Origin of the sequence: Actinoallomurus iriomotensis (assembly GCF_030269445.1) — a bacterium.
In the GTDB taxonomy this organism is placed as follows: Bacteria; Actinomycetota; Actinomycetes; order Streptosporangiales; family Streptosporangiaceae; genus Actinoallomurus; species Actinoallomurus iriomotensis.
In genome coordinates this window covers 681,892-706,152 of the sequence record NZ_BSTJ01000004.1, presented here as the reverse complement: position 1 = coordinate 706,152, position 24,261 = coordinate 681,892, and the positions used below count along the sequence as shown (strand labels likewise).

Annotated in this window: 24 protein-coding genes and 1 pseudogene; 11 read left to right on the top strand and 14 right to left on the bottom strand. The window is 72.0% G+C overall.

The genetic code is table 11. The features are described 5' to 3' along the window. Positions 1–218: 218 nt before the first annotated feature. A complete protein-coding gene (locus tag QSK37_RS20590; protein WP_285623433.1) occupies positions 219–1,103 on the top strand; it encodes a helix-turn-helix transcriptional regulator in 885 nt (294 codons plus the stop codon). Between the two features lie 205 nt (positions 1,104–1,308). Here QSK37_RS20590 and QSK37_RS20585 read toward each other — a convergent pair whose 3' ends face one another. From QSK37_RS20585 to dnaK, 4 genes are read right to left on the bottom strand one after another with little or no spacing between them, the layout of a single operon-like run. Continuing rightward, positions 1,309–1,629: a chaperone modulator CbpM gene (locus QSK37_RS20585; RefSeq protein WP_285623431.1), complete on the bottom strand. Its 321-nt coding sequence runs from the start codon at positions 1,627–1,629 to the stop codon at positions 1,309–1,311. Further along, positions 1,626–2,555 (bottom strand): DnaJ C-terminal domain-containing protein, encoded by a 930-nt coding sequence (locus QSK37_RS20580; RefSeq protein ID WP_285623430.1) that lies wholly within the window; start codon positions 2,553–2,555, stop codon positions 1,626–1,628. The genes QSK37_RS20585 and QSK37_RS20580 overlap by 4 nt, the downstream gene beginning before the upstream one ends. After that, a complete protein-coding gene (locus QSK37_RS20575; RefSeq protein ID WP_285623427.1) occupies positions 2,539–3,138 on the bottom strand; it encodes a nucleotide exchange factor GrpE in 600 nt (199 codons plus the stop codon). The genes QSK37_RS20580 and QSK37_RS20575 overlap by 17 nt, the downstream gene beginning before the upstream one ends. Next, positions 3,131–5,029 (bottom strand): molecular chaperone DnaK, encoded by a 1,899-nt coding sequence (gene dnaK, locus QSK37_RS20570; protein ID WP_285623424.1) that lies wholly within the window; start codon positions 5,027–5,029, stop codon positions 3,131–3,133. The genes QSK37_RS20575 and dnaK overlap by 8 nt, the downstream gene beginning before the upstream one ends. Before the next feature lie 231 nt (positions 5,030–5,260). Here dnaK and QSK37_RS20565 point away from each other — a divergent pair, with 231 nt between their 5' ends. Together QSK37_RS20565 and QSK37_RS20560 are read left to right on the top strand one after the other, a co-directional pair. Next, on the top strand, positions 5,261–5,692 hold the full coding sequence (locus QSK37_RS20565) for a DUF2267 domain-containing protein (protein WP_285572539.1): 432 nt from the start codon (positions 5,261–5,263) through the stop codon (positions 5,690–5,692). Between the two features lie 145 nt (positions 5,693–5,837). Further along, on the top strand, positions 5,838–6,602 hold the full coding sequence (locus QSK37_RS20560) for a DUF2267 domain-containing protein (RefSeq protein WP_285623421.1): 765 nt from the start codon (positions 5,838–5,840) through the stop codon (positions 6,600–6,602). A 1-nt stretch (position 6,603) separates the two neighbouring features. On the opposite strand, the gene QSK37_RS20555 is transcribed toward QSK37_RS20560, so the two are convergent. Both QSK37_RS20555 and ctaD read right to left on the bottom strand, forming a co-directional pair. Beyond that, complete coding sequence (locus tag QSK37_RS20555) at positions 6,604–6,834, bottom strand: hypothetical protein (RefSeq protein ID WP_285623419.1); 231 nt, start codon at positions 6,832–6,834, stop codon at positions 6,604–6,606. A gap of 92 nt (positions 6,835–6,926) precedes the next feature. After that, on the bottom strand, positions 6,927–8,603 hold the full coding sequence (gene ctaD / locus QSK37_RS20550; RefSeq protein WP_285623416.1) for an aa3-type cytochrome oxidase subunit I: 1,677 nt from the start codon (positions 8,601–8,603) through the stop codon (positions 6,927–6,929). Positions 8,604–8,829: 226 nt separating this feature from the next. On the opposite strand from ctaD, the gene QSK37_RS20545 reads away from it, so the two are divergent. The 4 genes from QSK37_RS20545 (at position 8,830) to QSK37_RS20530 (ending at position 12,086) form a co-directional block, all read left to right on the top strand. Beyond that, positions 8,830–9,423, top strand: a complete 594-nt coding sequence (locus QSK37_RS20545) for an SRPBCC family protein (RefSeq protein WP_285623413.1) — start codon at positions 8,830–8,832, stop codon at positions 9,421–9,423. Next, positions 9,420–10,589 (top strand): zinc-dependent alcohol dehydrogenase, encoded by a 1,170-nt coding sequence (locus QSK37_RS20540; protein WP_285623411.1) that lies wholly within the window; start codon positions 9,420–9,422, stop codon positions 10,587–10,589. The genes QSK37_RS20545 and QSK37_RS20540 overlap by 4 nt, the downstream gene beginning before the upstream one ends. Positions 10,590–10,612: 23 nt before the next feature. Next, the gene (locus QSK37_RS20535; protein WP_285623409.1) at positions 10,613–11,539 is read left to right on the top strand and encodes a glucose-6-phosphate dehydrogenase assembly protein OpcA; all 927 of its coding nucleotides are present in this window, start codon (positions 10,613–10,615) and stop codon (positions 11,537–11,539) included. Positions 11,540–11,915: 376 nt separating this feature from the next. After that, positions 11,916–12,086, top strand: coding sequence for a hypothetical protein (locus tag QSK37_RS20530; RefSeq protein ID WP_285623406.1), 171 nt, complete (start codon positions 11,916–11,918; stop codon positions 12,084–12,086). A gap of 137 nt (positions 12,087–12,223) precedes the next feature. On the opposite strand, the gene QSK37_RS20525 is transcribed toward QSK37_RS20530, so the two are convergent. Further along, entirely contained in the window at positions 12,224–13,102 is an 879-nt protein-coding gene (locus QSK37_RS20525) for a helix-turn-helix domain-containing protein (protein ID WP_285623403.1), read from the bottom strand. Between the two features lie 399 nt (positions 13,103–13,501). Here QSK37_RS20525 and QSK37_RS20520 point away from each other — a divergent pair, with 399 nt between their 5' ends. Then, a complete protein-coding gene (locus QSK37_RS20520) occupies positions 13,502–14,845 on the top strand; it encodes an MFS transporter (protein WP_285623400.1) in 1,344 nt (447 codons plus the stop codon). Positions 14,846–14,872: 27 nt separating this feature from the next. Here QSK37_RS20520 and QSK37_RS20515 read toward each other — a convergent pair whose 3' ends face one another. The 4 genes from QSK37_RS20515 to QSK37_RS20500 form a co-directional block, all read right to left on the bottom strand. Continuing rightward, entirely contained in the window at positions 14,873–15,451 is a 579-nt protein-coding gene (locus tag QSK37_RS20515; RefSeq protein ID WP_285623398.1) for a DsbA family protein, read from the bottom strand. Between the two features lie 163 nt (positions 15,452–15,614). Further along, positions 15,615–16,493 carry a polysaccharide pyruvyl transferase family protein gene (locus tag QSK37_RS20510; protein WP_285623395.1) on the bottom strand — a complete coding sequence of 293 codons (879 nt, stop codon included), beginning with the start codon at positions 16,491–16,493 and terminating at the stop codon, positions 15,615–15,617. A gap of 48 nt (positions 16,494–16,541) precedes the next feature. After that, positions 16,542–17,333, bottom strand: a complete 792-nt coding sequence (locus QSK37_RS20505) for a maleylpyruvate isomerase family mycothiol-dependent enzyme (RefSeq protein WP_285623392.1) — start codon at positions 17,331–17,333, stop codon at positions 16,542–16,544. A gap of 63 nt (positions 17,334–17,396) precedes the next feature. Then, positions 17,397–18,158 (bottom strand): IclR family transcriptional regulator, encoded by a 762-nt coding sequence (locus QSK37_RS20500; protein WP_285623389.1) that lies wholly within the window; start codon positions 18,156–18,158, stop codon positions 17,397–17,399. A gap of 127 nt (positions 18,159–18,285) precedes the next feature. Here QSK37_RS20500 and QSK37_RS20495 point away from each other — a divergent pair, with 127 nt between their 5' ends. After that, positions 18,286–18,945: a nitroreductase family protein gene (locus QSK37_RS20495; RefSeq protein WP_285623387.1), complete on the top strand. Its 660-nt coding sequence runs from the start codon at positions 18,286–18,288 to the stop codon at positions 18,943–18,945. Positions 18,946–18,974: 29 nt separating this feature from the next. On the opposite strand, the gene QSK37_RS20490 is transcribed toward QSK37_RS20495, so the two are convergent. Then, the gene (locus tag QSK37_RS20490) at positions 18,975–19,901 is read right to left on the bottom strand and encodes an LLM class F420-dependent oxidoreductase (protein WP_285623385.1); all 927 of its coding nucleotides are present in this window, start codon (positions 19,899–19,901) and stop codon (positions 18,975–18,977) included. A 155-nt stretch (positions 19,902–20,056) separates the two neighbouring features. Between QSK37_RS20490 and QSK37_RS20485 the strand changes: the two genes are divergently transcribed. After that, positions 20,057–21,283, top strand: a complete 1,227-nt coding sequence (locus tag QSK37_RS20485; RefSeq protein ID WP_285623382.1) for a styrene monooxygenase/indole monooxygenase family protein — start codon at positions 20,057–20,059, stop codon at positions 21,281–21,283. Between the two features lie 44 nt (positions 21,284–21,327). On the opposite strand, the pseudogene QSK37_RS20480 reads toward QSK37_RS20485, so the two are convergent. Next, positions 21,328–22,113 (bottom strand): annotated as a pseudogene (locus tag QSK37_RS20480) (beta-1,3-glucanase family protein); the annotation flags it as partial. Between the two features lie 132 nt (positions 22,114–22,245). Then, positions 22,246–22,755 (bottom strand): hypothetical protein, encoded by a 510-nt coding sequence (locus QSK37_RS20475; RefSeq protein WP_285623379.1) that lies wholly within the window; start codon positions 22,753–22,755, stop codon positions 22,246–22,248. 168 nt (positions 22,756–22,923) lie between these two features. On the opposite strand from QSK37_RS20475, the gene QSK37_RS20470 reads away from it, so the two are divergent. Beyond that, a complete protein-coding gene (locus QSK37_RS20470) occupies positions 22,924–24,099 on the top strand; it encodes a 4-hydroxybenzoate 3-monooxygenase (RefSeq protein ID WP_285623376.1) in 1,176 nt (391 codons plus the stop codon). The last annotated feature ends 162 nt before the right edge of the window (positions 24,100–24,261 follow it).

The window sequence follows — 24,261 nt, the reverse complement described above, 5'->3', positions numbered from 1 at the left end:
GCGGTCCTTCCAGGTGTACGGGAGGGCTTGGCGGAGGACCAGCAGGTCGATGTGTTCGACGCCGAGCTTGCCGGCTGACTTCTCGAAGCCGTGCAGGGTCTCTCCGCCTTGCCGGGTCCCTCCCACGAAACCCGTATTCGTGCGTGGGTGGGAGTTCCTGCTCTTCCGGGTAACGGCAGTACCTCCCGGCACACCGCCGCACGACCTACGGTGGTGATGTGACCGACAGCGAGAGGCATGAGCGGGCCGGCGAGGTGCGGGAGTTCCTCAGTACTCGTCGCGCCCGCATCACGCCGCAGCAGGCAGGGCTGCCCGTCTTCGGTGGCAATCGACGTGTGACCGGGTTGCGCCGGGAGGAGGTGGCACTGCTGGCCGGGATGAGCATCGACTACTACATCCGCCTCGAGCGCGGGAACTTGAGCGGCGCCTCGGACTCGGTGCTGGACTCCTTGTCCCACGCACTTCGGCTCGACGATGCCGAGCGGGCCTACCTTTACGACCTGGCCCGCGCGGCCACGGCGTCCGAGCGCCGACCACCCGCTGCGTCTGGGCGGATCCGACCGGTGATTCTGCGGATGCTCGACGCGATGACCGGCCTGCCGGCCTACATCCGCAACGAACGGTTCGACATCCTCGCCGCCAACTCTCTCGGCCGGGCTCTGTATGCCCCGGTCTACGATTCCCCGTTGTTCGCGCAGCGTGGTCCGGTCAACACCGCGCGGTTCCTGTTCCTCGATCCTGGTTCCGCCGATTTCTGGTCCGAGTGGGAGAAGGCGGCCAGCGACTCGGTCGCCTTCCTGCGCACCGAGACCGGCCGCTCGCCGCGAGACAAGGGCCTGACGGACCTGATCGGCGAGCTCTCCACGAAGAGCGACGAGTTCGCCCGGCGTTGGGCGAGGCACGACGTGAAGTTCCCCCGCTCCGGCGTGAAGCGACTCCACCACCCGCTCGTCGGGGACCTGGCCCTGCCCTACGAAGCCCTCGATCTGCCCGCTGACCCCGGGCTCTGTATCACCATCTACTCGCCCGCGCCCGACTCACCCGAACGCCAGGCACTCGATCTTCTGGCCAGTTGGACCGGCTCGACCGCACTTCAGCGCTGACAATCGTCACCCCGCTAGGGCCTGTTTCAACGCAACCGGGCCGTCGCGACGCGATATGACAAGCTCGCGCGCCTCGGTGACCAGGTCCCGGCCGTACTTCTCCAGCGCCTCGTACGCCGCCTCGGGTGTGGCGGAGGTGACCCGCTGTGTTCCTTCTCGACCGCGTGGGGCTGGGCGGACTTCAGGGCCTGCCGTGACTTCTCGGTCAGCTTGTCGATGTCCATGTTCGGTCCCCCAGACGTCTCGGACGATGCTGCATGGCCGACTCCAGCGTGGCGATGCGGTCGAGCAGCTCACACACCAGGCCGAGAGAGGCGTAGTTGAGGGGGAAGGCGGACCGCAGCCGGCGGATCCGGCCGACCTCGGCGATCTGGGCGGGCATGAACCACAGGTCCCCGCGGGCGTCCCGTTCGGCCTCGACCAGCTCCAGGGCGACGAGCCGGCGGATCAGGTCGGGATGGGCGCCGCACAGCCGGGCGAAGGAGTCCAGGTCCAGGCGCAGTGGCCGCATCAGTGCGTAGGTCATCGCCGCTCCCGGGGATCGAAGGTGGAGACCGCGGCGAGCCGTTCGAACAGCCGCCGCTCCTCGTCGGTCAGGTGCGGGGGCACCACGGTCTGGATCTCGGCGAACAGGTCGCCGGGCGCGCCGCGCGGGTTCGGCAGGCCGCGGCCGCGCAGCCGCGACCGCCGCCCCGACGAGCTGCCGGCCGGGACCTTCACCTTGGCCTCGCCACCGGGGGTCTCCAGCGGCACGGTCGTGCCCAGAGTCGCCTCCCGCAGCCGCAGGAAGATGTCGCGGCTCTCGACGCGGTACCGCTCGTCGGGCCGGATGGAGACCACCGGGTACAGGTCGCCGGACGGCCCGCCGTCCGTCCCGTGGCCGCCCTGCCCGGCCAGGTGGATCCGCTGCCCGTCGGTGACCCCGGCGGGGATGTTCACCTCCACGGTCCGCGTGCCCTCGGGCCTGGAGATCGTCAGTTGCCGGCGCGTGCCCCGGTAGGCCTCGGCGGGCTCGACCTGGGCCTCCTGGTCCGCGCCCGGCATCGGCCCCCAACCGCCGCCGTACGGCGTCCGCCGTGCGCCCGCGCCGCGGCCGGCGAAGACGTCCCCGAACAGGTCCTCGAAGTCGATCCCGCCGAACCCTCCGGCGGCTCCCGCCCCGGCACGGGCCCGGCCGGCTCCGGTACGGGCGCGCGCCCGCGTCTCGGGATCGACGTCCTCGGGGACCCGCCGGAAGTCGGGGCCGAACGCGTCGTAGCGTCTGCGCTGCTCGGGATCGGACAGCACCGAGTACGCCTCGGAGGCGTCCTTGAACCGCTCCTCGGCCTCGGGAGACTTGTTGACGTCGGGGTGGTACCGGCGAGCGAGCCTTCGGTAGGCGCGCTGGATCTCGTCCTGGCTCGCGGTGCGCGGCCCCCCGAGGCCGGCGTAGAAGTCACGGGGCGGCGCCATCGGACTGCTCCCTGGCGACCACCACCTGCGCCGGCCGCAGCTGCCGCGGCCCCTCGCCGTAGCCGGGCAACGTCACCGCGACGACCGTCCCCTCGGGCGCGCCGGTGCCGGCCAGCGTGCTCACCGCCTCGTGCCGGAACGGGTCGAACGGCACGCCGACGTCGTCCTGGCGCGGGTAGCCGAGGCGGGCGATCACGTCACGGGCCTGGTCGAGGACCGCGCGGACGCCCTGGACGACGGCACCGGGTTCGGCGTCGGCGTGTTCGACGGCGCGTTCGAGGTTGTCCAGGACCGGCAGCCATCGCGCGGCGGTACGGGCGCGCTCGGCGTCGCGTTCCTCGTCCAGGGCCCGGACGGTGCGTTTGCGGTAGTTGTCCAGGTCGGCCAGCGCCCGCCGCCACCGGTCCTCCAGCTCCGCGACCTTCGCCGCGATGTCCTCCCCGACCTCTCCGGCGTCCTCCGTCGGCCCGGCCGCTTCGGCCGGCGCCTCAGCGGGCGAGACCGCGGGGTCCGGCGGCCAGGTGCGCGGTTCGCGCGGCGGAGGACCGGCCTCGCCGGTGCCGCCGCCTGCCGTCTCATTCATCGGTGGTGAACTCCGCGTCGATCACGTCTTCGCCGCCGCCGGCCGGCGGCGGCTGTCCGGGCCCTGCCGGACCACCGGGCGCGCCCGGCTCTCCGGCGGCGGCGGTGGCGGCCAGGCCGTGGTAGATCTGCTGCAGTTCGGTGGTCAGGGAACGGAGCCGGTCGATCGCGGCCTCTTCCTTGATCGCCTGGCGGGCGTCGTCGATGAGCATCCGCGCCCGCGCCCGCTCGTGTTCGGGCACCCGGTCGCCGAGCTCGCCCAGGCGCCGCTCGACCTGGTAGGCGACCGAGTCCAGGGTGTTGCGGGCGTCGATGGTCTCCTTGATCCGGGCGTCCTCGTCGCTGTGCGCCTCGGCGTCCCGGATCATCCGGTCGATCTCCGAGGGATCGAGGTTGGTGCTCTCACTGATCGTGATCGCCTGCTGGGCGCCGGTGTCCTTGTCCCGCGCCGAGACGTTCAAGATCCCGTTGGCGTCCACGTCGAAGGTCACCTCGATCTGCGGCTCGCCGCGCGGAGCCGGACGGATGTTCTCCAACCGGAACCGGCCCAGCGTCCGGTTGTCCGCCGCGCGCTCCCGCTCGCCCTGCAGCACCACCACGTCCACCGCCGTCTGGTCGTCCTCCGCGGTGGAGAAGGTCTCACTGCGCCGCGCCGGGATCGTGGTGTTGCGGTCGATGGTCCTGGTCATCACCCCGCCCAGGGTCTCCAGGCCCAGCGACAGCGGCGTGACGTCCAGCAGCACGACGTCCTCGACCTCGCCCTTGAGCACCCCGGCCTGGATCGCCGCGCCGATCGCGACCACCTCGTCGGGGTTGACCGTCATGTTCGGCTCCCGGCCGCCGGTCAGCCGCCGTACGAGGGCCTGGACCGCCGGAATCCGCGTCGACCCGCCGACCAGGATCACCTCGTCGATGTCGTCGGACGTGATCTTGGCGTCGCCCATCGACTGCCGCAGCGGCCCCTCACAGCGCGCCAGCAGATCCGCGATCAACTGCTCGAACGTCGAGCGCATCAACGTGGTGTTCAGGTGCTTGGGGCCGGAGGCGTCCGCGGTGACGAACGGCAGATTGATCGTCGTCTGCGTCACCGAGGACAGCTCCACCTTCGCCTTCTCGGCCGCCTCGAACAGCCGCTGCAACGCCTGCGGATCGTCCCGCAGGTCGATCCCGGTGTCGCGCTTGAACTCGTCCGCCAGGTGATCCACGATCCGCCGGTCGAAGTCGTCCCCGCCGAGGTGCCCGTCACCGGACGTGGCCCGGACCTCCACCACGCCGTCCCCGACGTCGAGGATGCTCACGTCGAAGGTCCCGCCGCCCAGGTCGAACACCAGGACCGTCTCGTTGCCCTTCTTGTCCAGCCCGTAGGCGAGTGCGGCGGCGGTCGGCTCGTTGATGATCCGCAGCACCTCCAGCCCCGCGATCCGCCCCGCGTCACGGGTCGCGTGCCGCTGGGCGTCGTTGAAGTACGCCGGGACCGTGATGACCGCCTCGGTCACCCGCTCGCCCAGGAACCTGCCGGCGTCATCGGCCAGCTTCCGCAGGACCAGCGCGGAGATCTCCTCCGGCGCGTACTGCTTGCCCCCCACCTGGAACCGCACCGCGCCGTCCGGCCCCGCGACGACGTCGAACGTCACCGCGGTCAGCTCACTGGCCACCTCGTCGAACCGCCGCCCGATGAACCGCTTGGCCGAATAGATCGTCCCCTTCGGGTTCAGGATCGCCTGACGCCGCGCCAGCTGCCCCACCAGCCGCTCACCCTCGGGCGTGAACGCCACCACCGACGGCGTGGTCCGCGACCCCTCGCTGTTCGGCACCACCGACGCATGGCCCTCCACCATCGCCGCGATCACCGAGTTCGTCGTGCCCAGATCGATCCCCGCGGCCTTCGGCATGGCCCACCTCCGTACTGTCCCCTTTCGGACGACGCTCCTCGCCGTCGGCACCGGCCGCATCCTCAACCTTGGTAGACCGGGTGGCGCCGGTCGCCGCGACGGACGGTTCCCGGGCCGTCGATCGCTTCCGGCCGGGCTTCTCGCTGTTCGTTTGCGCCGCGGAACCTCGGGGGAGGGGCCGTTATAGCGGTCTGGGGACGCTGCCGAACTCCCAAGGAACGGGGCATCGGGATGACTCAGACGGGATATTCATCGTTCGACACCACGCTGCACAAGACGAATCGCATGCTGCGCCAGATCGAAGAGTCGTGCGGCTGGCCGAAGGAGCGCCGGAACCAGTCGTACAACGCCATGCGCGCGGTGCTGCACGCGGTGCGCGACCGCCTGACCGTCGACGAGACGGCCCATTTCGCCGCCCAGTTGCCGCTGCTGGTGCGGGGCGTCTACTACGACGGGTGGAATCCGAGCGAGGTGCCCATGAAGATGCACCGCGAGGAGTTCCTCGACCACATTCGCCGCGAGATGCCGCCGTACGAGGTCGAAGGCGGAGTCGAGAAGCTGGTGAGCTCGGTGACCCAGGCGCTGCGGCTCTACGTCACCGACGGTGAGTGGGAGGGCGTCAAGGCCGAGCTGCCCAAGGACCTGGCGGAGATGCTGCCCTGACGGCCGGCGCGGGAAGCCGTGGGCGCTGCTCCAACGCCCTGCGGCGATGGTGCTGTGCGTGGCTCACCACCTGGTTCAGGGATGTCGCGTGCTCGCCGCTCCGTCGGTGGCTTCGCCGCGGGTGAGGATCGGTGAGGGGTGGTGCATGGAGTACTCCGGATTCCTCCAGATCACGCAGAGTGAGGCCGGTGGCGACTCCGCGGAGACGGAACGCGCCGCGCGTGCGGTCCTGACGACCCTGGCCGAACGCCTGTCCCGCGGCAGGGCGCACGACCTGCTCCGGCAGCTCCCCACGGAGATCAAGCCCTGGCTGGACACCGAGCGCTCCGCCGAGCGTTTCGACCTCGCCGAATTCCTCCGCCGGGTCGCCGAGCGCGAAGGCGTGGACCCCGAGTCCGCCGAACGCGACGCCCGCGCCGTCTTCGCCGCCCTCGGGCGGGCGGTGAGCGACGACGCGATCGCCGCCGTCGCCGAGGAGCTGCCCCGGGACTTCGAACCGCTGATCGCCGAGGCCCGGAGCCGTTTCTCCGAGGTGATGCCCACCGAGCGGTTCGTGGCCGCCGTGGCCGAACGCGCCCGCCTGGACCCGTCGGCGGCCCGCCGTGCGGCCGACGCGGTCCTGGAGGCGCTCGCGCACCGCGTCACCGCGGGGGAGATCGACGATCTGATCCCGCGGCTCCCGTTCGAGCTGCGGGAACCGTTCCGGCGGGGCGGCGGGGCGGCGGAGCGGATGACGCTGGACCGCTTCCTCGCGCTCATCGGCGACATCGAGGGCGTCGAACCGTTCGAGGCGAGTGAGCACGCCCGCGCCGTCTTCGCCGTCCTCCGCGAGGCGGTCGGTGACGATGACTACTTCACCCTGACGGCCGGGCTCCCGCCGGACCACAACGTGCTGCTGCCCCCGCCGTGACTCACAGGCGCCGGCGGAGGAACTCCTTGCCCTGCTCCGCGCCCTTGCGGCTCTCGGCCTGGGCACGGCGGAACAGGTCGGCCAGTTCCGAGTCGCCCGACCGGTCGGCGTCGGCGATGTAGGTCTCCAGCCGCAGAGCGTTCTTCAGGCACGTCTCGGTGAACCAGATCAGGTTGTATTCCTTGTCCGGAGTGCCGGTGATCTGCCCGGTCTCCTCGTGTCGCACAGTCATGAGCGCCCCCTGTCGGCTGTTCGTGCGAAGAACCGCGTACTGCTCCACTACCCGGCTTGACCTGGGCATAGTCGAGCCCGAGGCGACAGGCCTCACCCCTCGCCGGGCAGCTCGGACGAGGTGCCGCCGGCCGGCAGCGGCGCGTGCGGATAGTGCAGGTCGAACGCCGGCCGGTCGGACCGGATGCGGGGGATCTCCTGGAAGTTGTGGCGCGGCGGCGGGGACGAGGTGGCCCACTCCAGCGAGTTGCCGTATCCCCAGGGGTCGTCGGCCATGATCTTCGGCGAGTGCCGGGTGGTCCAGTAGACGTTGTAGATGAACACCAGCGTGGACAGGCCGAGCAGGAACGCCCCCGCGCTGGAGACGGCGTTCAGCGTCGTGAACGGGCTCCAGTAGTCGGGCACGCGCCGTTGCATGCCGATCGCGCCGAGCCAGTGCTGAACGAGGAACGTCGTGTGGAAGCCGATGAACAGCATCCAGAAGTGGATCTTGCCGAGCCGGTCGTTCAGCATCCGTCCCGTCATCTTCGGCCACCAGAAGTAGAACCCGGCGAACATGGCGAACACCACGGTGCCGAACAGGACGTAGTGGAAGTGCGCGACGACGAAGTAGGAGTCGGTGACGTGGAAGTCCAGCGGGGGAGACGCGAGGATGACGCCGGTCAGGCCGCCGAACAGGAAGGTCACCAGGAACCCGACCGACCACAGCATCGGTGACTCGAACGACAGGTGCCCCCGCCACATCGTGCCGACCCAGTTGAAGAACTTCACACCGGTCGGGATCGCGATGAGGAACGTCATGAAGGAGAAGAAGGGCAGCAGCACCTGCCCGGTGGCGAACATGTGGTGCGCCCAGACCGTGGCGGACAGGCCGGTGATGGCGATCGTCGCGCCGACCATGCCGACGTAGCCGAACAGCGGCTTGCGGGCGAACACCGGGATGATCTCGGTGACGATGCCGAAGAACGGCAGCGCGACGATGTAGACCTCCGGGTGGCCGAAGAACCAGAACAGGTGCTGCCAGATCATCGCCCCGTACGAGCTGGCGTCGAACACGTGCGCGCCGAGCTTGCGGTCGGCCTCCAGGACAAGCAGCGCCGCGGTCAGCACGGGGAACGCCAGGAGCACCAGGATGCCGGTGAACAGGATGTTCCACGTGAAGATCGGCATCCGGAACATCGTCATCCCCGGCGCGCGCATGGCGACGATGGTCGTCATGAAGTTGACCGAGGTCAGGATCGTGCCCAGGCCGGACAGCACCAGGCCCATGATCCACAGGTCCCCGCCCATCCCGGGCGAGTGGACCGAGTCGCTGAGCGGCGTGTAGGCGGTCCAGCCGAAGGCCGCCGCGCCGTTCGGGGTGAACATCGACGCCAGCACCATGAGCCCGCCGAACAGGAACAGCCAGTAGCCGAGGGCGTTCATCCGCGGGAAGGCGACGTCGGGCGCCCCGATCTGCAGCGGCACCAGGAAGTTGGCGAAACCGCCGAACAGCGGGGTCGCGAACAGCAGCAGCATGAGCGTGCCGTGCAGCGTGAACAGGCTGTTGTAGCGGTTCTCGCCGACGAACTGCAGGCCCGGCGCCGCGAGCTCCGCCCTGATGATCATCGCTAGCAGGCCCGCGATGAGGAAGAAGACGAAGGACGTCGTCAGGTACAGATAACCGATCACCTTGTGGTCGGTCGTGCTGAGCACGGAGACGATGCGTCCGCCCTGGGCGTGCCGGGGCCGCGCCGGAGCGATCGGTGGGGTACGCCCCGTAAGTACCATGACGGGTCTCCAGTGCCGTCCGGCATCGCCATCCCCAGCCGTTCCCGCTGGGCTTGGCGGCCAACCTCGCCGCGTCGCACCAGGTCAGAGGCTTCGTATCCGGGGGAGCCTGCCCAAGTTTTACCTTGCGCCGTTTGATCTGGTGGGCCTGAAGAGGTGCCCTGGAAGGGGAGGCGCGTCACGCTCCGTGTCCCGGTCCGGCATCCGCGGACGGGGGGAGGACGTCATGAACGAGGCACGCCATCGCAAGGACGACCGGCCGCCCCGCGCACCCGGCTGGACCAGCCTGGGGCTGGGGGCCGCCCAGCTCGCCGCGCCGGGCGCCGTCCGCCGGCTCGCCGGAGTGGACGACTCCGCGTGGGCCCGCCTGCTGGTGCCGCTCGCGGGCGTACGGGAGCTGTGCCACGCGGCCCTGCGGTACTCCCGCTGGGCCGTCCGCGGACCGGCCGGAGGTACGGTCGAATGGGTTGCGGAGATCGTCGAGGACCGGCCCGGCGAGGTCGTCGCCTGGCGCTCGTCCCGCGGCGCCGGAGTGACCGGCGGCGGCGAGGTGCGCTTCGCCGACGCGCCGGGCCGCCGGGGGACCGAGGTGCGGGTCCGGCTGCGCTACGAGCCGCCGTACCGCGCGGCCGGGGCGACCGTCGCCCGCCTGCTGGGCGAGCACCCCGAGCAGCGGGTACGCGACGACCCGCGGCGGTTCGAACAGGTGATGGAGACCGGCGAGGTGGTGCGCTCGGAGGGCGCCCCGGAGGGCGCGCATGCGATGCGCCTGCTCCGTCGGCGTCCCGCGCGACCGGTGGCGACAGGAGGTGCGCCGTGAGGGCCAACTGCTGGATGGGCCGGAGTCACGTCGAGGTCCAGGACGTCCCGGATCCGCGGATCCTGAACTCCCGGGACGCGATCGTCCGCATCACCTCCACGGCGATCTGCGGGTCCGATCTCCACCTCTACAACGGCTTCATCCCGACGATGGAGAAGGGCGACGTGCTCGGCCACGAGTTCATGGGAGAGGTGGTCGAGACGGGACCGGACGTCACGGGCCTCAGGGTCGGCGACCGTGTCGTGGTGCCGTTCCCGATCGCCTGCGGCGCCTGTGACGCATGCGAGCACGGCCTGTTCTCGGTCTGTGAGAACTCCAATCCGAACGCCGGCATGGCGGAGAAGATGATGGGCTACAGCCCGGCGGGCATCTTCGGCTACTCGCACATGCTGGGCGGCTTCCCGGGCGGTCAGGCGGAGTACGCACGGGTGCCGTTCGCCGACGTCGGGCCCATCCGGATCGACGACGGCCTTCCGGACGAGCAGGTGCTCTTCCTGTCCGACATCTTCCCGACCGGCTGGATGGGCGCGGAGATGTGCGACATCACGCCGGGCGATGTCATCGCGGTCTGGGGCGCCGGCCCGGTCGGGCAGTTCGCCATCGCGTCGGCCTTCCTCATGGGCGCCGAGCGGGTGATCGCGATCGACCGCTTCCCTTACCGGCTGAGAAAGGCCGAGAGCTCCGGCGCGGAGGTCCTCGACTACGAGCGGACCGACGTCCGCGAGGCGCTGCGCGACATGACGGCCGGCCGGGGGCCGGATGCGTGCATCGATGCGGTCGGCGTCGAGGCGCACCATCCCGCTCCGCTGATGTACGGGTACGACCGGGCCAAGCAGGCGGCCAGGGTCGAGACCGACCGGCCGTTCGCGCTGCGCGAGGCGATCATGGCCTGCCGCAACGGCGGCGTCGTCGCGGTCGTCGGCGTCTACGGCGGCTTCGTGGACAAGTTCCCGATGGGCTCGCTGATGAACCGGTCGATCACTCTGCGGGGCGCACAGTGCCACGTCCACCGCTACCTGCGCCCGCTGCTGGACCGGATCCGTGCCGGGGACATCGATCCCGCCTTCGTCATCAGCCACCGCATGCGGCTGGAGGACGCCCCGTGCGGCTACGAGATGTTCCGGCAGAAGGAGGACGACTGCCTCAAGGTGGTCCTCACTCCGTAGCGCCCGCACGGGAGGAGCCGACCATGATCATCGATCTGGTGAACACGACGACGGTCAGGATCGAGGAGGCGCTCACCGCGGTACGTCACCGGGTGGGCGGTCCGGCGAGCGGCAAGGTGCTGACGCTCGTGATCGTCACCGACGAGGTGGGCCAGTACGACGCGCTGCGGTTCTCGGCCGAGGCGTCGCGGGACAGCCCCAGCCGCATCCTCGCCGTCATCCGGCGCGGCGGCGAGGAGCCCCGGCTGGACGCGGAGGTCCACGCCGGCGACACCGGCCCCGGTGAGACCGTCCTGATGCGGATGTACGGGTCGCTGGCCCAGCACGCCGAGTCGGCCGTACTGCCCCTGCTGCTGCCCGACACGCCGGTCATCACGTGGTGGCCCGGTGAGGCCCCGAGCCGTCCCGCCGACGAACCTCTCGGTGGCCTCGCCCAGCGGCGTGTCACCGATGTGACCGGCAACGCCGACCCCCTCGACGCGCTGACCCGGCTGGCGCTGGCCTACCGGCCCGGCGACACCGACCTGTCCTGGACCCGGCTCACGCCGTGGCGCTCGCTGCTGGCCACCGGGCTGGACAAGCCGCACGAGGAGATCACCGCGATCTCCGTCGAGGCGGCGACCGGCAACCCCAGCGCCGTGCTCCTCGCCTCCTGGCTGTCCGCGCGGCTGGTGGTGCCGGCCGAGGTGGGCTGGTCCAGCGGGCCCGGCGTGACGTCGGTCGCGCTGGAGACGACGGGCGGACGCCTCTCCGTGACGCGCCCGGACGGGCGGGTGGCGACGCTCAGCCGGCCCGGCCAGCCCCAGCGGCAGGTGGCTCTGCACCGGCGGCCGAAGGCCGAGCTGATCGCCGAGGAACTGCGCCGCCTCGAACCCGACGAGGTCTACCGCGAGGCCCTCGTGGGCTGGCCGGAGAACGTCACCCTCCGCGTCCCCGCCGGCGTGCCCTGAGCGGCGTCCGGCCGCGCCGGCCGGTGAGACCCACGGCCGCCGATCTCGTCCGAACCACCTGCCGCGCCCGCGCATCCTGGAGAGGGCCGGCCGACGCCGCCCCGGAACTCTCGGTCTCCGGCCTGGTAGCCGAGCGCTCTCGCGGCCCGCACCGACGCGGCGGTGGCCGACCTCGCCGCGCGCTCTGGTGCATCGCGGCCCGGCGGTGTAGGCCGAGCAGCCGGGACGCTGGCTGGACTTCGGGCGACGACGCCGCGACCGCGCGGTCCGCCGGCTGCCTCTTGCGCGGAACCGGCCGCCGGCCACGCCGAGGCACGTGCCTGCTCGCCTTCGCGGACGCCATGCTGCGCGAGCTCACCGTCGAGGGTCGGCGATCGTGGAGAACGCCGACGCGCTCGCGGTCTGGTACGCCGCGGAGGGACGCACCTCCGAGCGCGAGACCGTCGCGCGGACGCTCGTGGAGTCCAGGTCCGAACCCGCCGCCTCCGTCGGCCACCTGCGGCCGGCCGCCACGGCCCGTACGGAAGGCGACCCGGACGCCACCTGAACGTCGCGACCGGGGCTCCGGGCAGGACGAGTGGGAGGCCGCGGGCCGGGTCGTGGGGTCCGCATCGGCGACGAGGCCGGCCGCCTGCGCCGCCACCAGCGCGGCGGCGCGCGCATCGGGTAGCCGGGTCCGGTCCGTCACCAGAAGTCGGTGCAGGCGTCGCGGGGCAGGTCGACCGACCGGCGCGGTGTGTCGCCGCAGGCGCGGAACCGCCACCCCGGGGCGATCTCGTGCGCGCGGCTGGAGAAGGTGGCGCCGGTCGTGGTGAACGGGCCGCACTGGGTCCAGGTCTTGCCGTCGTTGCGCGTCCAGTCCATCCAGACCCGGTCGCCGTACCGAGCATGGGTGATCTGGGCCCAGACCATCTCGTGGCCGTCGATGCTCCGGGTGAGCAGCTGCACCGTGATCGTGTGGTCGCGGCCGTGAACCTGGACGGGCGCGAGCGCCGCCTGGCCGTCCGGCCGGCCCGGCCACGGCCAGTCCTTGCAGGCGGCGAACTGCTGCACCACCGGGACGGGCCGGGAACCGGGCGCCAGCCACCGCCCGACGAGCACACCGGACCCGCCGAAGACCAGCGCGGTCAGCGCGACCAGGGCGGCGATGACCAGCCGGCCGCGGCGGTCGACCCGGCGTAGCGGCACCCGCTCGACGGTCGCCGTGGACGGTCCCGGGGCGGGCGGCTCGGCGGCGGGGTCCGGGGACGGCTCGGGCGGCGGCGGGCAGTCGCCCTGCCGGTGACCGTCGCCGGTGAGGTGGTCCCACAGCGGGCGCAGCCGCGCGGGATCGTCCCCGGCCAGCCGGGACAGCCGCTCGATGACCGTCCACGGCGGGACGATCCGCCCGGACAGATAGCGCGATATCGACGAGTCGCTGGCGTGGACGAGTTGTTCGAGCTCCTTGAGACTCTTTCCGGTGCGCGCCCGCAGCGTCTGCAGTTCGGCGGCGAGCCGTGGTCCGGCGTCGCAGTCCGCTGATTTCGACGGCTTCGGACCGGGTTCTTCCGCAGGCCGTTTCATTCCAACGAATCCCATCCGTTTGCGCGGCCGAGCGTTGTGACGCCGACGTGGGCTGCCGTCCGGCGTAATTCCCATCCCACGCCATGCGGTACCAATCCCACCACATGCGACGTGCACGTGTGAGGGAACGGGGCCAGGGCCGGTCCCGAAGTCATGCGCACCGGCCGCGCGAGGCCACCGGCGGTTTCGTCAACCGGCGATGATGGCTCGGCATTGTGGGCATGATCTCGATTCCGTCCGCGTAAAGTCCCCGCGAGTGCACGCACCGTTCGGGGGAAAGGCGCCACCGATGAACGACCCTCTTTCGTCCGGGTCTCGTCCTTTGACCGGCATTGTTCGCGGTACGTCGCCGGTCCCTGATCCGCGACACGGCGCCTAGCCCGGGCCGTGATCGACTCGTTGCGCGGCCTCACTTTCACCGGCCGGGCGGCCGCGCACATGACCCGGATCGCCGGTCCGCTGCGGACCGACGCGCGGTTCCGTCGATGTTTCGTGGCCGACCAGGTCAACGCCGCTGGTACGACCGTGGCGACGGGGGCACTGGCCTTCACCGTCCTCGGCATCGGCGGCGGCGCGAGCGGGATCGCCATGGTGCTGCTGGCCACGATGGCGGCGGGCATCCTCGCGGGCCCGATGGGCGGGGTGGTCGCCGACCGGTTCCCCCGCGCGCTGGTCATCTCCGTCGTCCAGGTCATCATCGGCCTGATCACGGTGGTGGAGGCCACGCTGATCTTCACCGGGCGGGCCGCGGTGTGGAACCTCGCGGCCCTGGCCGGCGCGAACTCCGCCGCGGCGTCGTTCTCCGGGCCCGCGCGTACCGGCCTGGTCGGCGCGATCGTCGCCGGGTCACAGCTGAGCGAGGCGAACGCCCTCAGCCAGCTGGCCCGGCACATCATCCTCACCATCGGCCCGGCGATCGGCGGGGCCGTCGTCGCGATGGCGGGCGCCGGCTACGGGGTGGGCTGCAACGCCATCTCCTTCTTCGTCTCCGCCGCGTTGATGGCGAGGATCCACGCCCCGTGCGCCGACCGGCAGCCGTCCACGATGCGCGCCGACCTGATCGAGGGCTGGACCACGATCCGCACCCGGCGCTGGATCTGGACCTGCCTCATCGGCGCCGGGATGATGATCCCGGCCTGGCACGTGGGCTACGGCATCCTCGGCCCGCCGTACGCCGAGAGCCGCCTGGGCGGCGCGTGGGCGTGGGGACTGATCACCTCCAGCCTCGGCTGCGGCATGGCGCTGGGCGCGGCGGTGTCGCTCATCTGGCGTCCGCGCCTGGCGGGGTGGACCAACTGCCTCGGCACGGCCGCACTGGCCCTGCCGGAGCCGCTGATGGCGGCCGGGGCGCCGCTGCCGGCGGTGATGGCCGCGGTCGTCGTGGCGGCGTGCGGGCTGAGCATGTCGGTGGTGGCGTGGCGAACCGCGATCCAGCAGGACGTCCCCTTGGACCAGCAGGGCCGGGTGTCGGCGTTCGCCGAGATCGCCGAGATCGCCCTGACCCCGGTCGGCTATCTTCTGGTCGCGCCCGTCACCGACGCGATCGGCATCCGCGCCACCCTGCTGATGTGCGGGATCATCGTGGCCGTCGCCAGCCTGGCGCCCCTGCTGAGCCGCGACGTACGGACCCTGACCCTCGTGACCGCCGACCCGCCCGCCGTCGAGGAACTCCCGGCCGACCCCGCCCCGGACGGAGCCGCCCCCGACCTGTCCCCACCCCCGGTCGGGCAACCGTCCCCCTGACGGACGGTGACCTGCGTCGCTGGGTGATCAGCCGGTGAGAGCGGTGACGGCGATCGTGATGGCGCGGGGGTTGGCCGGTACGGGGACGCGGTCGACCAGGACCGTGGGCGTGGCGGCGACTCCGCGGCGGCCGGCCGTGAACGTCACGTAGGCGGACCAGTCGAGGTAGGTGCGGCCGACCACACACCGGGCGAACGCCGGATCGGCCAGGCCGACCGAGTCGCCGACGTCGACCAGCTCCTCGTCGGTGAGCCCCGGCCCTCCCTCCGGCGGCTGTGCGGCGAACAGCGCACGGGCGTACGGGACGAACCGGCCGCCGTCCGCCGCGCAGCCGGAGGAGGCCGACGCGCGCGACGAGTAGTGGTCGGTCGACAGGCGGTCCAGGAACGCCATCGGGTGGAAGACGACGGTGGCCAGTCCGCTCGCGACCAGACGGTCCAGCGCCGGCCCGGCGGTCTCCTCGAACTGCTTGCAGAACGGACACCGAAAGTCGAGGTAGGCGTCGACGACGACCGGCCCGCCGCCGATGGCGACGCCGTCCCCGTCGGGCGGGGCGCCTCTCGGCACCCGTTCCGGCGCCGGCGCCTGTGGCATCCATGTCGTCATGTGGCTCCCCCCGTCCCGGCAGGAGATGGCCGGCGTCGCGTCTTGAGGTACCGGCCGGCCCCGCCGCCGATGGCCGGCTCCTTGCGGCCGGCACGAGCGGTGGCCGTCCTGACCAGGCCTCACATCCCAGTGTGCCCCGCTCTCGACGGCCCCGGACACCCGGTCAGCTCGACGGCGCGCCCAGGGCCGTACGGAGGTCCCCGAGCAGTGCGTCGTCCGTGTCGCGCGACGCCCGTGCGGCGGCGTGGCGTCCCTCCGTGCCGAGACACCACTGCCACCACCGGTCCAGTGTGTCCTCGGTCATCTCCTCGGCGGTCAGTGTCGCGGGCCAGCGCCAGGTCCGTGCCTGTGCGGAGACCTTCGCTCCCCGCCGTACCGGGTCGACCGCGAGCGCCGGTACGCCGCACCGCAGGGCGGTCACCAGGCCGTGCAGCCGGGTGGTGACGACGACGTCCAGGCGGCCGACCACCGACAACAGCTGGTCCGGCGTGCCGAAGCAGCGCCAGTCGTCGTGGTCCAGCCGGGTGTCCAGGACGAGGCGGGCACAGTCGCGCCGGGCCAGCCACGACGTCAGCCGGTCGTGCACCTCGTCGTGGCGGCGCTCCGAGCCGTACTCCGCCTGGCCGGGCGCGAGCACCACCCCGGCCACCGGTACCGGGGCGTGCGCGGGCAGCGCGGCCAGGTCCCGGCGGGGTGCCGCGTCCGGCGCGTCGCGGGGCAGCACCACGTCGAAGCCGGTCACCGCGGGATCGCGGGGATCGATGACCGAGACCCCGACCGCGATCCGCCGGCACGCGGCGTACCGCTCGTGCAGCCGCCGGAGCTGCGGTCCGTGCAGCGGGCCGCAGACGAACACCAGGTGGCTGTACGTCTGCGGAGCGGCGTCGTCGAGGGTCAGCGCGCCGGGCCGGAAGACCGGGCTCCACGCCACGTCGTACGGCAGGTCGGCCAGCGCCGACCGTACCGCCTCCAAGCTGAGGACGTCACCGGCGGTGGCCTCGCCGTCGACGAAACTGAACCAACCCGTCACAAGGATCCGCACGTGCGCTACGTACCCGTCGCGCACGGGGTTCCACGGCCGGGGCCGGAGTCAGAAGCCGGGGAAGACGCGGCGCAGGTCGTCCAGCGTGACGCTGCCGGTGAGCTTCACGGCGTCCGGGGTGTGCCGGGGAGCGTGCCGGCCGGTGACCAGGCGCAGCCACCACTCCGCCGGTGCGGTCAGCGACGCGTCCGGGTCCGCGGGGACGTCCGTCACCGTCACCTTCTCGTCCACCAGCACTCCGAAGGACCGCTCCGGCGCGGTCGTGGTGACCGCGATCGTCACCGGCCGGCCGTCGAGCTCGGCGGCCCGGCCGAGGAAGCCCATGAGCTGTGCCGCCTGCTCGAACAGCAGCGGAGTGGCCTCCGGCGCGAGCGTCGCCTCCGGGTCGAAGGCCGCCTTGACGTCCCACACGTGGTGGGCGACCTCGTTGAGCCGCAGCCCGGCGGCGAAGGCGAGGTCGACGGGCGCGGGCAGGAAGCCCAGGTCGACGCGGAGACTCTCTCTGGTCGGCGCGTCGATCGCCTCGTACCGGCGCACCAGCGTCTCATCGGCGGTCAGGAAGGTCTCGGCCCGCTCCTCGCGCGACATGGCGTCCCACCGCGCCCACACCTGCTGGTTGAAGTCACCGCCGGGGTTGCCGGTGCCGTTCAGCGCGCCCTCCAGCGCGGCGAGGCCGATCTCCGCGCCGCTGCCCAGGTGGCTCAGCACCTGTGAGACGTCCCACTCGGAGGCCGCGGACGGCCGGGCGAGGTCGTCGGGGCTGAAACCGCGCACCATTCCCGCGAGGTCGTCGTGGCCGGTGCGCAGGGCGTGAATCGTCTCGTCCGCTCGGTCGCTCATTCGGTGTCTCCCCTGGGGGTCGGGCCGCGTCGGCCGCGTGGCACGCGGCTCTGATCGAGAAGGTTAGACCGTGGCGCGCCGTTCCCCGCCATTCGGAGGCGACGCTCCGCCGTCCTCGCTCCGGCGGCGCAGGACCTCGCGGAGGACGGCGGCGAGGCGGGGCGGTGAAGCGTTCGACGGGGCGGCCACCGCGATCGCGGCGTCGTCCGCGCCGGGCAGCGGCGCGGCGACGGAGACGACGCCGTGCCGGTGTTCCTCCTTCTCCACGGCGATGCCTCGCGCGCGGACTCGCCGGAGTTCGGCGTCCAGCGCGCCCGGCGTGGTGATCGTGTACGGCGTCAGCCGGGGGAGCGGGAAGTCCAGCGACCGCAGCAGGGCGGGCGTGCGGGCCAGCAGGACCTTCCCGGCCGCCGTCGCGTGCGGGGGCAGCGAGCCGTCGTCGGGAGACCCCTTCGACGACCGGACGCGTTCCAGGATCCTGACCTCGGTGCCGTCGAGGACGGCCAGGTACGCGTCCGCCCGGGTCCGCGTCGCGAGGTCGCGCAGGGTGGGCAGGACCGACGCGCGGAGCCGCCGGGGACACGGGGCGGCGTTCCCGAGCCACCACATGCGCTGCCCGATCCGGTACGAGCCGTCGCGGAAGCGTTCGAGGCCGCCCCACTCCACGAGTTCCCGTACGAGGCGCAGGGCCGTGGGCATCGGAAGTCCGGTGCGCTGGACGATGTCGGCCAGCCGCAGTGACTCCTGCGGGCCGGCGAACGCGTCCACCACCGAGAAGATCTTGCTGGCGACGGTGCGTCCCGCCTCACGCGCGTTGCCCGCCATCACACCCGTCCTCCCCACCGCGAACCGCGGCTTTCACTGGCCGAAAGGCCGCCCTTTCCGTACAGGGGCGGCGGCCCGCAGGCTCGACGTCACGAACCCCCTGGTGCCCTGTGTGGAGGAGTCCTCGATGACCGTACTGGACCTGACCCCCGACGAACTGCTGTCGACGACGCGCATGGTCCGGCTGCGTCTCGACCTGACCCGCCCGGTGTCCCACGAATTGCTGCGGCAGTGTGTCGACCTGGCGGTCCAGGCCCCGACCGGGCGTAACCGGCAGCGCTGGCACTTCATCGTCGTCACGGACGCGGAGCGCAGACGCGCGCTCGCCGACGTCTGGCGCGCCGGGATGCGCGGCCCGATCGACGCGGCCGCGGCCGCGCTGACCGAACAGGACCAGCGCCGCATGTACGCGGAGGGCGTCACCCTGGAGCGCGACCGGGCGGGCCTGGAGCGCCTCTACCGGCACCTGCACGAGGTGCCCGCGCTGGTGGTGCCGTGCATCGAGGGCCGTACGGAGGGCGCGTCGATCGTCGGGCAGGCCAACACGTGGGGCTCGATCCTGCCCGCCGTGTGGAGCTTCATGCTGGCGGCGCGCGCTCGCGGCCTGGGCACCTGCTGGACCGGCGGCAACCTGCGCCGCGAACGGGAGGCGGCCGAGGTCCTCGGCATCCCGTACACCGAGGTGATGCAGGCGGCGCTCATCCCGGTCGCGCACACCGTCGGCACCGACTTCCGGCCCGCGCGGCGCGTCCCGACCAGCGAGGTGCTGCACTGGGACCGCTGGTAGGCCCCTCACGGCCGGGTTCACGCGGCGGGTCAGCCCCCGGCGAGCTCGCCGAGGAGCTTCCAGGTGCGGAGCCGGCCGGCGTCGCCGGCCAGGTCGGTCTGGGTGAGGACGACCTCGGTGGCGCCCGCGTCGAAGTAGCGGCGGACCGCCGCGGCGATCGCGGCCTCGTCGCCGATCTCCACCAGGTCGGCGGCCTTGACGGCGCCCTCCAGCTCGATCACCCGCCGGTAGGACGGCACCCGGTCGTAGAAGGCGGTCTGGCGGGCCGCGGCCTCCCGCGCCGCGTCCACGTCGTCGGTCACCACCCCGGCCACGAACGCGACGACACGCGGAGCGGGCCGCCCGGCGCGTTCGGCGGCGGCGGTGATCTCGGGGACGATGTGCTCGCCGAGCGTCCGCGGACCGGCCAGCAAGGGCAGGGTGCCGTCGGCGAGCTCACCGGTGACCCGCAGCGCCTGCGGTGCCATCGCGGCGACCAGCACCGGCGGCGCGGGGTCGGCGCCCGGCACGGCCGCGGGCATCGAGGTGCGGGCGGTGAGCGTCTCGCCCGTGAATTCGGCACCGCCGGTCTCCAGCAGCGAGCGCAGCGCGACGAGGAACTCGCGGAGCCGGGCGATCGGCCGTTCGTACGGGACGCCGAAGACCGACTCGGTCATCGTCCTGCTACCGAGCGCGAGCCCGAACCGGAACCGGCCGTGCGCCGCGGCCTGGCTTGTCTGTGCCTGGCTGGAGATGAGGATCGGATGCCGGGGGAAGATCGGCACGGCGGACGTGCCCACGGTCAGCCCGGGGACCTCCCGGCCGACGATGCCGGCCAGCGCGATGGCGTCATAGTCGAACCGCTGCCCGAACCAGGCCGTGCGCAGGCCGGCCTCGGCCGCCTGCCGCGCCTGTCCGACCACGACGTCGACCGTGTTGCCGGACTCCGGGGGATACAGCGCCACACCGATGGTCATGCCAGGCCGCAACCCCGCCACTTTCCCAGGTATTCCCATCGGAAGACTTGGTTTGGGCCCGGTCGAGGGCGGCGATCGACGGGCGCGTCCGTGCGGCCTACGCTCGATGAGACGGGAGTCGCGTCCTCGACACAGGTCCAGCAGGGGAGGACCGGATGCGCAGGATCCTCATCGTCGGAGCCGGTCAGGCCGGCCTGATGCTCGCGCTCAGCCTGCGGCAGGACGGCTACGAGGTCACCGTCGTCTCCGCGCGTACCCCCGACGATCTGCGCCGGGGCCGGGTCATGTCCACCCAGTACATGTTCGGGCCCGCGCTCGCCCTCGAACGCTCACGCGGTCTGCACCTGTGGGACGACGAGGCGCCTCGCGCCGTCGGTCAGCGCGTCACACTGGCCGACCCGCCGGGCCGGCGGGCGCTGGAGTTCCTCGGTAGCTGGGAGCAGCACGCCCAGTCGGTCGACCAGCGCCTCAAGATGGCCGCCTGGCTGGAGCTGTTCGAGGACCGCGAAGGCCGGGTCGTCTACCGGTCCGTCGCCGCCTCCGACCTGGAGGGGCCGGCGGCGTCGCACGACCTCACGCTGATCGCGGCCGGGCGGGGCGAACTGGCCGGGCTCTTCGACCGCGATCCGCGGCGTACGGTCTTCGACCGGCCGCAGCGGATGCTGTCGTGCGTCTACCTCCACGGTGTGACGCCCTGGCCGGACCACCCGGAACCACACGTACGGATCAACGCGCTTCCCGGCATCGGCGAGCTGTTCGTCATGCCGGCCCTCACCCGCACCGGCCCGTGCACGATCCTGCTGTGGGAGGCCGTCCCCGGTGGCCCGCTGGACTGCTGGCAGGACCGGCCGTCACCGGAGGAGCACCTGGCGCGGAGCCGGGAGCTGACGCGCGAACTGCTGCCGTGGGAGTACGAACGGATCACCGAGGCCGAGCCCACGGACCCGCTCTGCACCTTGTACGGCGGGATCTCTCCCGTCGTCCGCCGCCCGATCGGCCGCCTGCCGGCCGGCTCCCGAGTACTCGGGATGGCCGACGTCGTCGTCCTGAACGACCCGATCGCCGCGCAGGGGAGCAACAACGCGGCCCACTGCGCCGCGATCTACCACCGGTGCATCCGCGAGCGCGGAGAGGGACCCTTCGACGAGCCGTGGATGCGGGAGACGTTCGAGGCGTACTGGGACCACGCGCGGCACGGCACGCGCCTGTCGAACACGCTGCTCGGGCCACTGCCCGAGCACGTACAGCGGGTTCTCCAGGCGGCCACCCGGCATCCGGAGGTCGCCGCTCGTTTCGCGGACGGGTACGCCCGGCCCTCGACGCTCGACGACTGGCTGTTCGACCCCGACCAGGCCGCCGCCTACCTGGCGTCGTTCTCCTGACGCGCACGCGCCCGGCCTGGCCGTCGCCAGGCCGGGCCCGCCGCTCAGCCGACGGTGACGGTCAGGTGGCGCGGGTCGCCGTCGCTCGCGGCGCCGGAGACGTCCGGCTGCCCGTCCGGGCAGACGTCGTCGTACGGGAAGGCGTAGCCGATCGGGGTGTGGGCGTGCACGATCCGCGCCCAGTGGTCGGTGGTCGGGTCCTGGTAGAACCCCGACGCCGGAGTGCCGTTCGGCTGGTCGGCGCTGCTCAGGATGGTGCTGCGGTTGAACGCCGCGGCGATGCGCGCGAGCAGTCCCTTCTTGAGGTCCGAGTCGCCCGGGTTGTTGGCGAACGGGCCGTCGTTGCAGGTGAAGATGTCCTTGCCCGCCGGACGTGCGAACGTGCTCCCGTCGTCGAACGTGAGCACGCCGCCGCTGACGCGGCCGGTGAGGACGCCGCGCCCGCCCTGGAGGTCGACTCTGAGGTCGGTCGTGGCGTACTTGTCCCACACCCGGCCGACGTAGCCGTCCCAGTACGAGGAGAAGGCGCCGGAGTCGCTCGCCATGTGGTCCTGCGGCGCGATGACTCGGAGGACGCCACCGCCGTCGCGGACGACGAGCCGGTCCCAGGGCTGCCCGTCGGCGTTCTTCTGCGCGACGAGAGCGTCGGCCACCGCGTCGACCGCCCCGGCGGGCGCGGGGGCGACCGCGTGCGTCGAGTCGCCGACGAGTTCGAGCCCGATCGGCAGCGCGGTCAGCAGGTCGACGTAGGAGATGTTGGCGAACAGCTGCGACGGGTTGAACGTGAACTCGCAGAACGACCAGGTCCTGCCGTAGTTGGCGTCGGCCGGGTCTGCGGGTGACCAACGGAACCTCCTGGCGGGGTCGGTCCGGTCGCCGTTGTCTTGACAGGCCTGTCATGGCGGAAGATGGCGACTGTCAAGGTTTTCGATCCAGGAATGTACTGTCAAGAGTCCTTCCAATTAGGCCGGACCCGCGGGCCCTCCGTTCGTGGTGGCCGGGACGATGCGGTAGTCGCGTTGGAAGACGAGGTTGTGCAGGTCGGCGGCGACGATGGCGCGCAGCGTCGGCACCTCGCCGGCGGCCTGGTCGGGCGTGAAGACGTTGAGGGGCCAGTCGCCGACGGTCGCGCCGCGCAGGTGCGGGTGATGGAATCCGGCCCCGAACCAGGCGCGGACGGTGATCGGGTCGACGCCCGCGGCGCGTTGCTCCGGCCAGGAGAGCGTCCAGACGGCGTCGATGCCGTCACCGTCACGGCGCACGCCGGTCGCGGTCACCTCGCCGGTGTCGAGGAGCAGGTGCGCGTTCATCTCGTGCAGCACCTGGCGGGCGTACGGATCCAGCAGCCCGACGGCGGCGGTGAAGAGCCGTTCCTTGTCCGCGCGAGGTCCGGCATCCCCGTGTGTGCCGTCGCGCAGATCGGCGAAGTGACGCAGCAGGGCGGCGAGTGACTCGGGTCGTCCATCGGTCATGGCCCCATGCTTACCCCTTGCCGACGGCCATTGGGACGTCAGGATCACGGCTGCCGGGGGTCCTCATCCGCCTCATCGCGGACGTAGGGCGCTTTCACCATGCGTGCGCCTTCCGCTCAGTGAAAGAGCGTGACGGTTTCGATATGCCGCCGGGTTTCACTGACCCCCATGCGTACAGAGGTCGCCATCATCGGTGCCGGTCCGGCCGGTCTGCTGCTCTCCCACCTGCTCTCCCTCGAAGGCATCGACTCGGTGGTCCTGGAGACCCGCACGCGTGAGTACGTGGAGGCGCGGATCCGGGCCGGCATTCTCGAGAGCTCGACCGTCGAGCTGCTCGACGCCGTGGGACTCGGCGACCGGCTGCGCGAGGAGGGGGACGAGCATCGCGGCATCTATCTGCGGTGGCCGGGGGAGCGGCACCACGTCGACTTCGTCGACCTCGCCGGACGCAGCGTCTGGGTGTACGGGCAGACGGAGGTCACCAAGGATCTGGGCCGCGCGCGCGAGGAGGCGGGCCAGGAGTTCTGCTACGGCGTGAGCGACACGGCCGTGCACGACCTGACGACCGACCGTCCCTACGTCACGTTCCGGTCGGCGGACGGCGAGGACGTGCGCCTCGACGCGGACGTCATCGCCGGGTGTGACGGCTCCTTCGGCCCGAGCCGCGGCGCGGTGCCCGACGCCGTGAAGAGGACCTGGGAACGCACCTACCCGTACTCCTGGCTCGGGATCCTCGCCGACGTGGCGCCCTCGACGGACGAGCTCATCTACGCCTGGCACCCGAACGGCTTCGCGCTGCACTCGATGCGCTCGGAGACCGTCAGCCGGCTGTACCTGCAGGTCGCCCCCGGTGAGGACATCGCCGAATGGCCGGACGACCGGATCTGGGACGAGCTCGCCGTACGGCTGGGGCACGGGCAGGACGGCTGGGAGCTCACCCCCGGGCCGATCACCGACAAGAGCGTGCTGCCGATGCGCAGCTACGTCATGGAGCCGATGCGGTACGGGCGGCTGTTCCTGGCCGGCGACGCCGCGCACATCGTGCCGCCGACAGGCGCGAAGGGGCTGAACCTCGCCGTGGCGGACGTCGCCCTGCTCGCGCCGGCGCTGACGGCGATGCTCCGCAAGAACAACACGGCCCTCGCCGACGCCTACTCCGACACCGCGCTGCGGCGGGTCTGGCGTTGCACGCACTTCTCCTGGTGGATGACGACGATGCTGCACACCAGCGGCGACCCCTTCGACGCGCGGCTCCAGCTGTCCCAGCTGCGGTGGGTGGCCGGCAGCGAGGCCGGGGCGACCGGGCTCGCGGAGAACTACGCGGGTCTGCCCATCGGCATGTGAGCATCGCCGGGCGGGGCGGCACACGCCCTCGTTTCCTTATTCGCGTTAATTCGCTGGCATTGTGCGGTGGAGGTCAACGCCGGACAAGAGACTCCCAGATCCGCGTCAAGGAATCCCTGTTATCGCGCACGGTCGACCGGGGAAGAGTAGGCGCCTGAGCTA